This is a genomic window from Bacillus sp. PPSBB_2, from assembly GCF_045291115.1.
Classification (GTDB): domain Bacteria; phylum Bacillota; class Bacilli; order Bacillales; family Bacillaceae_G; genus Bacillus_A; species Bacillus_A cereus.
Window position 1 is genome coordinate 846984 of sequence record NZ_CP147983.1, and the last position, 13441, is coordinate 860424.

Here is a 13441-nt window from a genome sequence, read left to right on the forward strand (position 1 = left end):
ATATTTTCACTCGTATTCAAAATTAACCTCTCCAATCTTGGACGATATTTCCGTCACGAATTACAATTTGACGTGCTGCAGCTTCCCCGATTTCACGGTCATGGGTAATCATAATGATTGTTGAGCCTTGTTTATTTAATTCGTAAAAGAGGTCCATAATTTGTGTACTTGTTTTCGTATCAAGTGCTCCCGTCGGTTCATCGGCTAAAATGAATTTCGGGTTATTTACGATTGCGCGGGCAACGGCGACACGTTGCTTTTGACCACCGGATAATTCGTTCGGTAAGTGAGTAGCGCGATCAGCTAAACCGACTTTTGTTAAAGCGGCTAATGAGCGCTCGCGTCTTTCTTTTTTATCGACTCCAGCGTAAATAAGAGGTAGTTCTACATTTTGAAGCGCTGTAAGTCTCGGTAATAACATGAAGTTTTGGAATACGAATCCGATCTCTTTATTACGTACGTGTGCAAGTTCTGTTTCAGTCATGTTTGAAATATTTTGACCGGCTAGTTCGTACGTACCTGTCGTCGGTTTATCTAAGCAACCAATAATGTTCATTAATGTTGATTTACCAGAACCAGAAGGTCCCATAATTGAAGTGAATTCTCCTTGGTTCAGTGTTACGTCAATTCCGTGTAATATTTGAACGGACTCTGCACCATTTTGGAAGGATTTCGTGATGCCTTTTAAGTTAATCACTGGGCGACAACCTCCATACCATCTTTTAAGTCTTTTTCAGGTTTAGAGATAATTTCCTCTCCTTTTTTCACTCCAGAAACTTTTGCTTCGCTATCAGTCTCGAATTCAACAGTAACTGCTTGTTCTTTCGCCTTACCGTCTTTTACAACGAAGACAACATTTTTGTCACCTTTTTTCACGATACTGCTTTTCGGAACAATTGTACCAGTTGCTTCGCCAGATTTACTTGTTACGTAAACGTGGAAACCGTTTTGTAATTCGTCACTATTATCTAATGTGACAGTGAATTGATAGTTAGAAACAGTTTTATTTTCATCCATGCTCTTTAATGGTGTAGAACCGATTTCTGTTACTTTTCCTGTCCAAGTCTTACCAGCGACAGTTTTTGATGAAACAGTTACTTCTTGCCCAACTTTCATACTAGCAAGCTCATATTCAGAAATTTGACCTTTTACTTTAAATTGACCAGCGTGACGAAGAGTAATTCCGCTCATACCTGTTTTTTCGTCAGCAGTTTTTACGATATCATCAATTACGCCATCAGCAGGACTTGTTACAGAAAGATTGTTTACTTTCTCTTTTGCTGCTTTAATCATTTCATCAGCTTTTTCAACTTCAAACTTTTTCATTTCAATTTGTGATTCTAATTGCCCAACTTCGGCTTCTGATGCTTTTAATGCTTCAGCAGGAAGGCCTGCATTTTTATCTTTTTGTAATTTTTGTTTCGCTACATCAATTTGTTTTTGGAGCAACGTTACTTCTTTTTGTGCGATTTTCTTTTGCATTTCTGCTTCTGTTACACCTTGTTTCGCAGTCGGATCATTGTATTTAAATAGAAGCTGACCTTTTTTCACTTCATCGCCTTTTTTCACAGCTAATTCATATGTTCCTTTTGTTGGATCGAATGAAATAGTTTCAATTCCATTTGGAATAACTTCGCCACCAAATTTTTGCGCGTTTTGGATTTGTTTTTCGGTTACTTTATATCCGCTATATGCCATTGCTACATCTGAACCGCCACCAGCAAATGCAAAGTATGATCCAGCTGCAATTCCGATTGCTACTACACTAGTAATTAACACTTTATTTTTCTTCTTCATCTATTTATCACCTTTTCGTTCGTTTTAGTATCTACATTAAGTATAGAAGAGGTAAAGAATCTGACAAATCGTTTTAGCTTACAATAACCTTACAGTTTTGTAAGGTATGAATATGTAAATGTAAGGTAGAGGTTGTCCTAGTGTAAGCAAATGAATTGACTCGTCGTTTCTTTCTTACAATAATATTGTATGGAGGAAAGGAGGAAGGAAGATGGAAGCTTATTTTAGCGCACACCCATTAAAACCATTTATTCCATACTCAAGGCAACATGCCCTTATATTATTTATTATGTTGGTGGGGATATTTTTTCTGTATCAATACCAAGATGTATTACGTCAAAGTGAGTGGAATATAACGGTTCGATATGCAATTGCATTTTTATTTATAGGTAGTGAAATTGGGCTTCATATGTGGGAGTGGAAAGCGGGGATTTTTGAGCTAGCTACTTCATTACCGTTTGAATTATGTACGATTAGTTTATTATTAGCGTCGATTATGATCGTAACGAAAAGTTACCGCATATATGAGATTGTATTTTTCACGGGAATTATTGGTGCATCACAAGCTATTTTAACGCCAAACTTGCAGTATGCTTTTCCGCATTTTCGTTTCATTGAATATTTTATCGCGCATATATTGCTCATTTGGGCACCACTCTTTATGACTTGGGTGGAAGGCTATAGACCGACCTTGCAATCTATTAAGCGTACGATGATATTTTTAAACATATTGATTCCGCTTGTTTCGTTTGTGAATTATAAAACAGGCGGTAATTATATGTTTTTAGCTCATAAGCCAGAAACAGCTTCATTACTCGATATGTTAGGACCGCATCCTTACTATATTATTTCGTTAGAACTCGCAGCGCTTATTGGGTGTTTTATTTTGTATATGCCGTTTGCAAAAAGAGAAAGGCATGCGCATAAAGAATCACTAGGATCATAACCTAGTGATTTTTTATGATTGAATATTTACAATTCAGAAAATTAAGAATAAAATTAGAGAGTAAAATATAAAGAGAGAGAAGGGAAAACGTGGTCAAAAAAGTTTTTCTGAATGGGATGGAAGTGACAATTCAATTTATTATTTCGATTTTGGGGATTATTATGTTAGGGGCTCTGCCGAAATTGTTCTATGGATTTAAGCTGGATGTATCAAAGTACATACAGAGTTTAAAAGAAGTGTTTGTGAACTTAATGGATATTTCCAATTTGCAATATGTAAAAGGTAAATTTTTATTTCCGCAGCTGTTCGTCCATTATAAAGAAACGATTATTATTTTTTTAGCTGCTTTTTTTATTTCATTATTTGTAGCATTTTGTATTGTTTATGTAATTATGAGTAGTTCACCGCGTATACAACATCGAATTAAATCATTTCTTATCTTCCTAGAATCTATTCCAGATATCCTTCTTATTTTAGTATCACAAATTTTAGTTATATGGTTTTTTAAACAAACAGGTTTTTTACCTTTTCAAATTGCTTCAATTGGAGGCGAGTCAATTAGAGGATTGCCGATACTTTGTTTGAGCATCCCGACTACGATTATGTTTGTAAAAATGGTCGTGCTTCGTTTTGAAAATGAACTAGAAAAAGATTATGTACTATTTGCTAAGGCGAAAGGGCTGGGGCGCTTTCATATTTTAAATCGTCATATTTTACGAAATGTGTTGCTTAGTACATTATTCTTTGCGAAAACGAATATCTTTTTTATGTTATCTAATTTATATATTATAGAATGGATTTTTAATACGGGTGGTATTTTTATGTTTTTGAAATCGTATTTTGGTATTAGAGTTGAGGTTTTCATCGTTAGTGTGCTTCTTATATATATTCCGATTTTTATTTTATTTAAATTATTTCATTATCTCATTCCGGCTGCGATGAAGGAGAGATTATAATATGTGGACGTATATAAAACGTGATAAAAGATTTTGGATAAGCATTGGGTTTCTTCTCCTATTAGTTCTTTTGAGCATCGGAAATACGTTATGGAATGATGGACATATTAGACAAGTTACATTGCAATATGATGCGGATGAAAATCCACAAGTGCCACCGTTTCCACCTTCATTACAATTTTTACTCGGGACAGACCGGAAAGGGTATGACCTGTTACATTTAGTCATTGAGGGCGCGAAGTGGACGATTGGTATATCTATTTTAATTGCGGCACTTAGAATGGTAATAGGTGTGTTTTTCGGTGTCGTACTCGGAACGTATATAAAAAGAGGATTTTCAAAAATTGAGGCTTTCTTTGATAGTTTTACAGTTATTCCGACAGTTATGATTGCGTATTTTTTTCTTCAATCTGCAAATGCATTTGGAAGCGGAGAGGAGACAACAACCTTTTTTGAAAGGGCTTCGTTTCAAGTTGTCTTACTTGTAATGCTTGTAATGCCAGTTATTGCACTGTATGTTGCGAAGGAAGTTCGTAAATTGCGAACGGAGGAATTTGTTGATGCCGCACGCATATTAGGTGGATCGAGAAGACATATTGTTATAAAGCATCTTTTCCCGCACCTTTATATGACGTTTATACTTGTATTTTTTCAGCAGTTTACGCAGACTCTTACTATTTTACTGCACTTAGGATTACTTGAAGTGTTCTTTGGTGGGACTGTAATGTTTGGTGGACCTATAAAAGAGGTGGAATCTTATACGCATGAATGGTCAGGTTTAATTGGAGTATACTTTAGGTCATTAACAGTGAATCCGTGGATCCCTCTCGTTCCGATTACATTTTTTGGACTTACTATTTTTTCAGGAAATATGATTGTAAAAAGTCTAGAAGAGGCGATGTTGAAAGTTCGATTAGGGGGAGAGATAAAGAAGGAAGTTGTAGAAGAGGAACAATCTGCTGTACAGTCAAAGGAAGAGTTGTTTACGTTTAAACATACGATGTGAAGAGAAAAAGAAGCAAGCATGGATTTCATGCTTGCTTCTTTTTACTTTGCAGAAACTTCACCTTCAGCTTCTGTTTGCGGAATAAAGTATCCGATTATACCACCAATTATTGCTGGAACGATCCAGCCGATTCCTAAGTTATAAAAAGGAATCGTGTGTACGATATTAGCGATAAAACTTGGTATCATTCCCACATTATCAAGTGCATGAATACAGCTAATAATGAATGCTGCGATCATTGCTCCGATGTAGACAGAAGGTTTACGTTTCGTATATTTATCGATAAATGATACGAAAATTAAAATGATTGTAATTGGGTACAAAATAATTAATACAGGTAGTGTGATTTTAATTAATAAGCTTAATCCTAAGTTTGAAATAACGAAACTAAAGATACAAACGTATAGTACGAGCTTTTTGTAAGAAACATTTGTTAATACTGTTGCGAAATAGTTGGCGAATGCACTTACAACACCAATTGCTGTTGTTAAACAAGCGAAGATAATGGCGATACTTAATAAAACATTACCGCTTGTCCCAAAGAATTGGTACATAACAGTTGCTAATAGTTGACCACCGTTCTCGAATTGTCCCAAGTTTCCGTTTGAAGCTCCGATATAACCGAGTAAGAAGTAAACAATTGTTAAGAATAGAGCAGCGATACTTCCGCAAATGATTGTATATTTCGCGATAGATTTCTTCTCTTGTATACCGTTTTGACGAATTGCATTTACAACAATTGTTGATAGTACGAGAGCGCCAATTGCATCTAACGTTAAAAATCCTTCAAGAAATCCTTTGAAAAACGGGATGTCTTTATAGTCACCGATAGGCTCTGCAAACGTTCCTGGTGAAAGAATCGCTTTTGTTGCCATAATTGCAATAATTACAAGTAAAATTGGCGTTAATATTTTACCGATATGATCTACTAGCTTGGATGGATTTAATGATAAGAAGTAAACGACTGTAAAGAAAATCGCACTAAAAACTAACATAGAATACCATTGATCTGGGAAAAGTGGTGCAATCCCAATTTCATAAGATACAGATCCAGTTCGTGGAATAACAAATAGTGGGCCGATTGAAAGATAAATAATGATAGCGAATACTGCTGCGAATTTTGGATGAACACGGCTCGCTAAAGTGTTAAAACTACCACCAGCAAGGGCAACAGCAACGATAGCAAGTAAAGATAAACCGACGTCTGTAATAATAAACCCTGTAATGGAAACCCACATATTTTCTCCGGAAGAAAGACCAAGAAGGGGCGGGAAAATCATATTACCAGCACCGAAGAAAACTGCGAATAGTAATAAACTAATCGAAAGTATTTGCGCTGGTTTCAAAGTTGTACGCATATAAAGAAAATCCTCCTAATGAGTATTTTTGTCGAAAATTCAAATAATTTGTCGAGTAACTGTTATTATTTTAAAGGTCTGATGACTAGAAAGCAATAGGGAATTTTGAAAAAATTAAAAAATAATGCATTAAATCGAATAAATATACTATTTGTATGTTTAATAGGCAAGATTTAACTTTTAACGCAAAAAAACACATATCGCTAGGATATGTGTATTAAAAATATATTTTTCTATCGCGTTCTTCTTTTAAAATTTCAACGGCTTCTCGGAAGCGTTGTGAATGGACAATTTCTCGTTCGCGTAAAAAGCGTAAGCTGTCATTTATGTCGGGATCGTCAGATTGGTTGATAAGCCATTGATATGTGGCACGCGCTTTTTCTTCAGCCGCAATATCTTCGTATAGGTCGGCAATTGGATCACCTTTAGCTTGTATATAGGTTGCAGTAAATGGAACACCAGCTGCGTTATGGTAATGAAGTGCGCTGTCATGATCGACGTAATGAGGGTCGAGACCAGCTGCCTTCATCTGTTCAGGAGTCGCATCTTTTGTCAGCTTATAAACCATCGTAGCAATCATTTCAAGATGCGCAAATTCTTCTGTACCAATATCGGTAAGGAGGCCAATGACTTTATCCGGGATTGTATAACGCTGATTTAAGTAACGTAGTGCAGCAGCTAATTCTCCATCTGCACCACCATATTGCTCAATTAATAATTTTGCAAGTGCTGGATTACAAGTTCCTACTTTAACAGGGTATTGTAATTTTTTTTCATAAATCCACATAGTTTCTCTCCTTTATATTTGCCATGGCCAAGGACCTTTACTCCATTCCCAAGGGGCATTAGAATAACTGTTCCCAAACTGTTGGAGTGGTCCGTATTTTTCTTCCATCTTTTGTTTTAATACTCTTCGTTTATAGGAGAAATCATTAAATTGATTAATAGCAGCGGTGTCATCTGGATGTGTATCTAAATAAAGAGTTAGTTCAACTAGTACAAAGTCTAGTTCTTGAAGCTCCAGTAACAGCTGATAATATTCTTCTGGTAGCGATTGAGTCACGTCAGTAGTCACCGCCCTTTTTTATAAGGATTTTCATAATAGTCATAAAAAACTGGCCATAAAGTCCCTTTTTGTAGCGCTTCTTTTGGTGTGAATTGTGGTAAGTTTGGCGGTTGAAAACCTAAAAATAAATTAGGAGGAGTAGAATAATATTTCTTTCCAATAGGAGGACAAGGATCGAGAGGACTATGATAGGGCACGAATGATCGCATATATTTATTCATGGATAAACCTCCTTAAATGTTCATTACTACGTATTGTATTCAGACATAATAGGCCTTTATGACACATATAAAAAAGTAATAGGTACGGGGGGAATGAATGTGGAGAATGTGAAACAATTCATTGTATTGGAAGTGAAAAACTTAAAGGGAACTTTGTATTTTTATGAAGGGATTTTAGGAATCAAGCCTAGTTTAGAAAGACCCCAATTAGATGTAACAGGGGTTTGGTATGATGCTGATTCAATGAGAGTTAGTTTTGTAATGAATCGTAGTTTGGGTGGGCGTGAGAAGAGTGTTACGGATTCGGTTGATGTACTAATGTTTTCAATTTCTAACATAGAGAACTTAAAGAAGAGGTTAGTGTTTTATAAAATTGCATATACAGAAAACAAAAGTGAGAAGAGTATTGTAGTACAAGACCCAGATGGATATAAAATTCAAGTGATAGAGAAGGACGAATAAACGGAGGGGATTTAGTGGAGAGGAATTATGAAGAAAGTGCATTGTTTGAGCATCAATTTTGGCTAAAGGTGCTTACTGATCATTCGCAATTTTTACTTGATGCATTAGCTCCGAAGGAAAAAGAGGATATAAAAAAGGCCACTTATTTTGTTGAAACATTTACGAATCTGTTAAATAAAGTTCGTAATGTGAATCTCATTGCGTTTTCAAAAGAGGCAGAACGAGCCGCGAAGGAAATACGAACGTTTAAATTAAGTATTATACAGAAACAACTCGAGGGAAAAATCACTATTCATTTTACGCCAACTTTCATCAATCATATGGTAAACGAAGTAGAAGAGTATATAACAGTGTTAGAATTTTTAACGAAAGGAGAAGTTCCGCCTGTTTTTCATGAATTACATTATCATCTCGTTTGGTTAACGGATGCGGCTGGCCATGCAGGGTCTATTTCTGGTGGATTAGATCTTGTTGAAAAAAGATTAAAAGAGAAAAGCGAAGAATTTACGAAGCACTTTGAACAATTTTACTTAAAGGCAGTTGAAATGACGGAGTATTTACGGACAGAGCTTCATCATTTTCCTGCATTAAAGAAGTTTACAAAAGATGTTTCACTTGAGTTAAAATTATTTTCGCATTTTCTCCATGAGGTTGAAGAGCTGGAGTTATCGAATGAAATATTAAGTGCATTATCTGCTAGAATGGCGGATCATATGGCAAGAGAAGAATGTTATTACTTATTAAAATTAGCACAATCGTCTGGACTTGAGATGCCAAAATGTAATCCGCTTTAAAGAAAAAAGAGGTCAATCTTATTTGGCCTCTTTTTCTGTTTTATTGTCTCTTTTTATTTTTGCTTGTTCAATACTTGCCTGTAATGTCTCCATAATATTGATGATGTTTGGAGTTGGAGAGATTGTTTCGGTTTTTTCCTGTTGTTCAATTTTGTTTTCGATTAGTTCGGTAAGGGCTTCTTTATATTCATCTGTATACATCTCTTGTTCAAAAGGATTTGTAAGATGGTGGATTAAATTGATTGCTGCTGTGAGTTCTTGTTTTTGAATCGGATAATTTTCGTTACTTGGTAAGTTAGGTGTATTTGTTATATCGCGAATTTCATTAGGGTAGTGAATAGTTTGTAATATAAGCCCATCTTCAAAGTTACGGATAATAGCTAAATGTTGTTTTTTTCTAATGGAAATATGGATAAGACCAAGTTTATTCGTACGTTCAAGTGCTTCTTTTAATAATCAATACGATTTTTCATGTCCAGGGGTAGGGCCTATAAAATAAGAACGATCGTAGAGAACAGAATCAATTTCGTTATTTTGGATAAAAGATATAATACGAATAGATCTTGGTTCGTGAGCTTTTTGCAATTCAGCTAATTCTTTTTCATCCATAATAATGTACTTATGAGGTGCGTATTCATAGGCTTTTACAATATCTTTATCATCAATTTCTTCATCCGTACAATCAGGAGCAAATTTTTTATATTTAATAGGTGTTAAGCATTCTTTATGAAGACTTAAAAATTTTATATCGTTTTCTTCTACGGCACTGTATAGTTTGATTCCTATATTTAATAGTCCAAGTGAAAGGGCACCTTTCCATACGGTATGCAAATGAAGCCTCTCCTTTCATTCAAAAATGATTATGTATATTATGAGATAGTAAGAAATTTCCTATACGTTTTTTGTTTTTACGGAATGTTAAGCAGGAGGATGTGGGATATAAAATATATTGACAAGCCCTCCAAAATATTTTAATGTGATTGTATAAAATTGTGTATATAAAGGGGAGTAACTTATTACAGTAAAGTCGTCATTACAGGGAGAAACCCTCGGCTTTATTGGCAACGTTTCGTTGTTAGTGAGACCTTTACCAGCAATGGTAAAGGCCCCTTATTGTCTTTTTTAGGACCCTTACCATGTTTGGTAGGGTCCTTTTTGTATACAAAGAGAGGAGATATAAAAATGAAAAAACTTATTAGTAGATTAAGAGTTGTATTTCATGTTCGCCGATTTGTTCCATTCCTATTTGACTTTTTCACTTCAAAAGAGGTTTCAATAAAGAAGAAAATTTTATCTATTGCGTTTTTAGTTGGTTATGTTGCGATGCCGCTCGATTTAATTCCAGACTTCTTACCGTTTATCGGTATTTTAGATGATATTGGAATTGTATTATTTATTTTGAACCGAATTGTAAAAATGGCGCCAGTTCAATTACAAGAAAAGCATAACGTAAACGTAGGATAGGAGTTGGGGTAGAAAATATGGAGCAAATTATTTTAGATATAATCGAGTTTTTAAAGCAATTTTCTTATTTTGGAGTTGTGTTAGCATTAACGTTTGAATTTATTCCAGCAGAAGTAGTTTTGCCCATGGTTGGTTATTGGGTGTACGAGGGAGATATGAATTTTTGGCTTGCTGTATTAGCCGGAACCCTCGGCGGAACGACAGGACCTTTAACGTTATATGCACTCGGTTATTACGGTGGTCGTCCTCTATTAATAAAATACGGGAAATACTTCTTCATTAAAGAAGAACAAATTCAAAAAGCAGATGATTTCTTTGAGAAATATGGACCGGTTGTAGCATTTGTTGGACGCTTTGTGCCAGGAGTTCGAACGCTTATTTCTGTTCCATGTGGTATGGCGAAAATGAACATATGGAAATTTAGCATATATACATTTGTAGCAATGTTCCCGTTAACGACTTTGTATGTTTATTTTGGAATGAAATTAGGTCCACATTGGGAAAAAGCAGCGGATGTTGTTGGGCAATATATGTTACCGATATTAGTGGTCGTAGTTATTATTGTAGGTGGTATATTAATCTATAAATTTATGAAAAAAAGAAACAGAACGGAATCTATCTAGTCATTAGCACTCAGGTTAAATTTTTGAAAATAGATGAATAGTACAGGCAAAAGACTCTGAGGGACATACACATATAGGGAATATAAAAGAGAGAGGGGAAACAACTATGTCTTGTGAGTGCTCAGGGTCAGCATTAACTTGTTGTCCAGATAAAAATTATGTGCAAGATAAAGTGTGTAGTCCGTGGTCTGCTACTGTAGTTGCAACAGCAATTGATAATGTTCTCTATACAAATAATATCAACCAAAACGTAGTTGGTACTGGTTTTGTTAAATATGATGTTGGACCGGGCCCAATTACTGTAGAAGCGCTTGATTCTGCTGGGGGTACAATTGATACACAAACATTAAACCCAGGAACGAGTATTGCTTTTACGTATCGTCGCTTTGATAGTATACAAGTTGTGTTACCTGCAACACCTGCTGGAACGTATCAGGGAGAATTTTGTATTACAACACGTTATCCACTTTCATAGCAGAATAGGAGAGGATCGAAATGGGAATGAGAAGTTCCAGTTTGTCTTGTTGTTCTAATAAAACACTTGTGCAAGACCAAGTATGTACAGACTGGTCTATTACAGGTGCTGGTACTCAAATTGTATATACAAATAATATCACGCAAGAAGTATATGGTTCAGGTTACGTGAAATATGATGTAGGTGCCAACCCGATTACAGTTGATTTTTTAGTAGGTGCAACAGTAGTTGATACAATTACTGTACAACCACAAAGTAGTGGTACTTTCACTGTCCGATATTTTACTACTGTCCGAATTACTACGACAGGAACGACTGTTAATCAAGGTGAGTTTTGTATTACAGTACGTTATCCAATCTCATAAAAAGCATACCGTAAACGGTATGCTTTTTATATTAAGGAAATAATGAAATTGGTATTCTATAAGCAACATGTAAATTCACAACAGTACTTGCCTTCTAAGAGGGTGTTGCAAAACTCATAAATATTCAAAAATGAATGCATAAAGAAATCCGTTTTCCTGGAAGAATGATAGTATCCCAAAACTATCTCCAGAAAGGACGGATTTACTAGTATGATAACCAATTTTGATCAGAATCAATCCATTTTACAAATTTTATTTGCGTATGTAGACAATTTAACCATTGGAGGCGTTCCGCCTATGACAGGCCGTCCACCCACCTGCAGAAAATCGTTACTTAAATGTTTTTTCCTAAAAACCGTATTTCAAATCAGTTCTTTACGCAAATTGACTCGTTTTTTGCATCCATATCCTTCTTTTCGTTCATCTTGTGGTTNAAAGCTCATGTTTGTTCAACACCAGAAGGTGTTGTGTTATCTTACGCGTTTACAACAGCAAACGTACACGATAGCAAGATGGCTCCTGTACTACTTCAAGACATAGAAGACCAACATGTGTTGTTTTCTATAGCAGATGCCGCTTATGATAGCCAATCCATTTATAACATTGCAGGTACGTGTGATATCTTCCCGGTAAATCCCATTAATTCACGAAATGGCGAACAAATGAAAAGTTCACACCGCCGTGTGTTATCACATTTTGTAACTACAACCTTCGGGAAACAGTTGTTGAAAGAACGTGGGAAAATTGAACAGCAATTTAGCAATCTCAAAGATAAAGGGCTGGAACAGCCACGTTGGTATGGGAAAAATCGCTATCTACTGCATATCCAGCTAGTTTTTCTGATTCATAACATTGCATATTTATTTTAGTTTTGCAACACCCTCTTCTAAATATAGTGAAGGATTACTTGTTATATTGATAATATTGACCGACTGTAGGTCTTTTCCTGTGTACGATATTGTATTACCAGGAAACACAGTGAAAATATTGGTTACTGTTCCAACGATTTGAATTGTAATTGCTTCGGTGCTGCTAGTACTATTGTAAACCGAGACAGTACCTGATATAAGTAGTATCCCATCACTTTGCCATAGTATCATTGATTGTGATGCATCTTTGGCAGATGGGATGGTGTTATTAGTTATGAGGAAGTTCCCTGCAAATTCATTTGTTACTCGCTCGCAATTTGGATTTGGAGGAGGGGGCGGTGGACAAGGGTCTGGACAAATAATAGATAAAGGAGCGAAACAGCCGATATTTTTTTTATTCTTCAATATACCCCCTCCTTTTAAGTTGTCTTTTATTACTATTAAGAGGGTGTTGCAAAACTAAAATAAACATGCAATGTTATGAATCAGAAAAACTAGCTGAACATGCAATAGATAGCGATTTTGACCATACCAACGTGGCTGTTCCAACCCTTTATCTTTGAGTTTACTAAACTGTTGTTCAATTTTCCTACGTTCTTTCATCAATTGTTTACCAAAGATAGTTTGTATAAAATGAGATAATACACGACGATGTGTACTCTTATTTTGTTCACCATTCCTAGGATTGATTGGATTCATGGCAAAGATGTTACATGTTCGTGCAATTTCATAAATACGTTGACTATCGTAAGCAGCATCTGCAACGGAAAATAATACATTTTGATNACCACAAGATACACGAAATGAAGGATATTGATGCAAAAAACGTGTTAATTTGCGTAAAGAGTCAATTTGAAATACAGTTTTCAAGAAAAAGCATTTCAGTAAGGCTTTTCTACAGATTGGTGGGCGACCTGTCACAGGCGGAACGCCTTCAATAGTTAAACTGTCTACGTATGCAAATAAAATCTGTAAAATGGATTGATTTTCATCAAATTTGGTTATCATACTAGTAAATCCGTCCTTTCTGGAGATAGTT

The 13441-nt window shown here is 35.4% G+C and carries 18 protein-coding genes and 2 pseudogenes; 11 read left to right on the forward strand and 9 right to left on the reverse strand.

Annotation, left to right across the window (positions count from 1 at the left end; all coding sequences use genetic code 11):
• Positions 1-22 precede the first annotated feature (22 nt).
• Both V6946_RS04235 and V6946_RS04240 read right to left on the reverse strand, forming a co-directional pair.
• Positions 23-697 (reverse strand): ABC transporter ATP-binding protein, encoded by a 675-nt coding sequence (locus V6946_RS04235; RefSeq protein WP_000609104.1) that lies wholly within the window; start codon positions 695-697, stop codon positions 23-25.
• On the reverse strand, positions 694-1797 hold the full coding sequence (locus tag V6946_RS04240; RefSeq protein WP_000728807.1) for an efflux RND transporter periplasmic adaptor subunit: 1104 nt from the start codon (positions 1795-1797) through the stop codon (positions 694-696). The genes V6946_RS04235 and V6946_RS04240 overlap by 4 nt, the downstream gene beginning before the upstream one ends.
• 211 nt (positions 1798-2008) lie before the next feature.
• Between V6946_RS04240 and V6946_RS04245 the strand changes: the two genes are divergently transcribed.
• From V6946_RS04245 to V6946_RS04255, 3 genes are all read left to right on the forward strand, one after another.
• The gene (locus V6946_RS04245; protein WP_000388698.1) at positions 2009-2743 is read left to right on the forward strand and encodes a TIGR02206 family membrane protein; all 735 of its coding nucleotides are present in this window, start codon (positions 2009-2011) and stop codon (positions 2741-2743) included.
• A gap of 89 nt (positions 2744-2832) precedes the next feature.
• The gene (locus V6946_RS04250; protein ID WP_000239670.1) at positions 2833-3699 is read left to right on the forward strand and encodes an ABC transporter permease subunit; all 867 of its coding nucleotides are present in this window, start codon (positions 2833-2835) and stop codon (positions 3697-3699) included.
• Between the two features lies 1 nt (position 3700).
• Entirely contained in the window at positions 3701-4705 is a 1005-nt protein-coding gene (locus V6946_RS04255) for an ABC transporter permease (RefSeq protein WP_000269955.1), read from the forward strand.
• Between the two features lie 41 nt (positions 4706-4746).
• On the opposite strand, the gene brnQ2 is transcribed toward V6946_RS04255, so the two are convergent.
• The 4 genes from brnQ2 to V6946_RS04275 form a co-directional block, all read right to left on the reverse strand.
• Positions 4747-6063: a branched-chain amino acid transport system II carrier protein BrnQ2 gene (brnQ2, locus tag V6946_RS04260; protein WP_001260934.1), complete on the reverse strand. Its 1317-nt coding sequence runs from the start codon at positions 6061-6063 to the stop codon at positions 4747-4749.
• A gap of 217 nt (positions 6064-6280) precedes the next feature.
• Complete coding sequence (gene cotJC, locus V6946_RS04265; protein WP_000265278.1) at positions 6281-6850, reverse strand: spore coat protein CotJC; 570 nt, start codon at positions 6848-6850, stop codon at positions 6281-6283.
• A gap of 12 nt (positions 6851-6862) precedes the next feature.
• A complete protein-coding gene (locus tag V6946_RS04270; protein WP_000194492.1) occupies positions 6863-7126 on the reverse strand; it encodes a spore coat protein CotJB in 264 nt (87 codons plus the stop codon).
• Between the two features lie 8 nt (positions 7127-7134).
• The gene (locus V6946_RS04275; RefSeq protein ID WP_001046257.1) at positions 7135-7350 is read right to left on the reverse strand and encodes a spore coat associated protein CotJA; all 216 of its coding nucleotides are present in this window, start codon (positions 7348-7350) and stop codon (positions 7135-7137) included.
• Positions 7351-7443: 93 nt separating this feature from the next.
• Between V6946_RS04275 and V6946_RS04280 the strand changes: the two genes are divergently transcribed.
• The gene (locus V6946_RS04280) at positions 7444-7812 is read left to right on the forward strand and encodes a lactoylglutathione lyase (RefSeq protein WP_080120215.1); all 369 of its coding nucleotides are present in this window, start codon (positions 7444-7446) and stop codon (positions 7810-7812) included.
• A 14-nt stretch (positions 7813-7826) separates the two neighbouring features.
• Positions 7827-8606 carry a DUF2935 domain-containing protein gene (locus V6946_RS04285; protein ID WP_006916307.1) on the forward strand — a complete coding sequence of 260 codons (780 nt, stop codon included), beginning with the start codon at positions 7827-7829 and terminating at the stop codon, positions 8604-8606.
• Positions 8607-8624: 18 nt separating this feature from the next.
• Here the strand turns inward: V6946_RS04285 and V6946_RS04290 are convergent.
• Positions 8625-9437: pseudogene (locus V6946_RS04290) on the reverse strand (Ku protein).
• 351 nt (positions 9438-9788) lie between these two features.
• Between V6946_RS04290 and V6946_RS04295 the strand changes: the two are divergent.
• The 5 genes and pseudogenes from V6946_RS04295 to V6946_RS04315 all read left to right on the forward strand — a co-directional run bounded on the left by V6946_RS04295 (position 9789) and on the right by V6946_RS04315 (position 12402).
• Positions 9789-10070 carry a YkvA family protein gene (locus tag V6946_RS04295; protein WP_000733844.1) on the forward strand — a complete coding sequence of 94 codons (282 nt, stop codon included), beginning with the start codon at positions 9789-9791 and terminating at the stop codon, positions 10068-10070.
• Positions 10071-10087: 17 nt separating this feature from the next.
• Entirely contained in the window at positions 10088-10693 is a 606-nt protein-coding gene (locus V6946_RS04300) for a DedA family protein (protein ID WP_000435023.1), read from the forward strand.
• A 106-nt stretch (positions 10694-10799) separates the two neighbouring features.
• Positions 10800-11168: a DUF3992 domain-containing protein gene (locus V6946_RS04305; protein ID WP_001277540.1), complete on the forward strand. Its 369-nt coding sequence runs from the start codon at positions 10800-10802 to the stop codon at positions 11166-11168.
• Between the two features lie 20 nt (positions 11169-11188).
• Positions 11189-11533, forward strand: coding sequence for a DUF3992 domain-containing protein (locus tag V6946_RS04310; protein ID WP_000525819.1), 345 nt, complete (start codon positions 11189-11191; stop codon positions 11531-11533).
• 210 nt (positions 11534-11743) lie between these two features.
• A pseudogene (locus V6946_RS04315) lies at positions 11744-12402 on the forward strand (transposase).
• On the opposite strand, the gene V6946_RS04320 reads toward V6946_RS04315, so the two are convergent.
• Positions 12394-12765 carry an S-Ena type endospore appendage gene (locus V6946_RS04320; RefSeq protein ID WP_325826061.1) on the reverse strand — a complete coding sequence of 124 codons (372 nt, stop codon included), beginning with the start codon at positions 12763-12765 and terminating at the stop codon, positions 12394-12396. The pseudogene V6946_RS04315 and the gene V6946_RS04320 sit on opposite strands and share 9 nt — an antisense overlap.
• Here V6946_RS04320 and V6946_RS04325 point away from each other — a divergent pair.
• Positions 12677-12865: a hypothetical protein gene (locus V6946_RS04325; protein ID WP_406622245.1), complete on the forward strand. Its 189-nt coding sequence runs from the start codon at positions 12677-12679 to the stop codon at positions 12863-12865. The two genes, V6946_RS04320 and V6946_RS04325, sit on opposite strands and share 89 nt — an antisense overlap.
• On the opposite strand, the gene V6946_RS04330 is transcribed toward V6946_RS04325, so the two are convergent.
• Positions 12862-13410, reverse strand: coding sequence for a transposase (locus tag V6946_RS04330; RefSeq protein WP_406622246.1), 549 nt, complete (start codon positions 13408-13410; stop codon positions 12862-12864). The two genes, V6946_RS04325 and V6946_RS04330, sit on opposite strands and share 4 nt — an antisense overlap.
• Positions 13411-13441 lie beyond the last annotated feature (31 nt).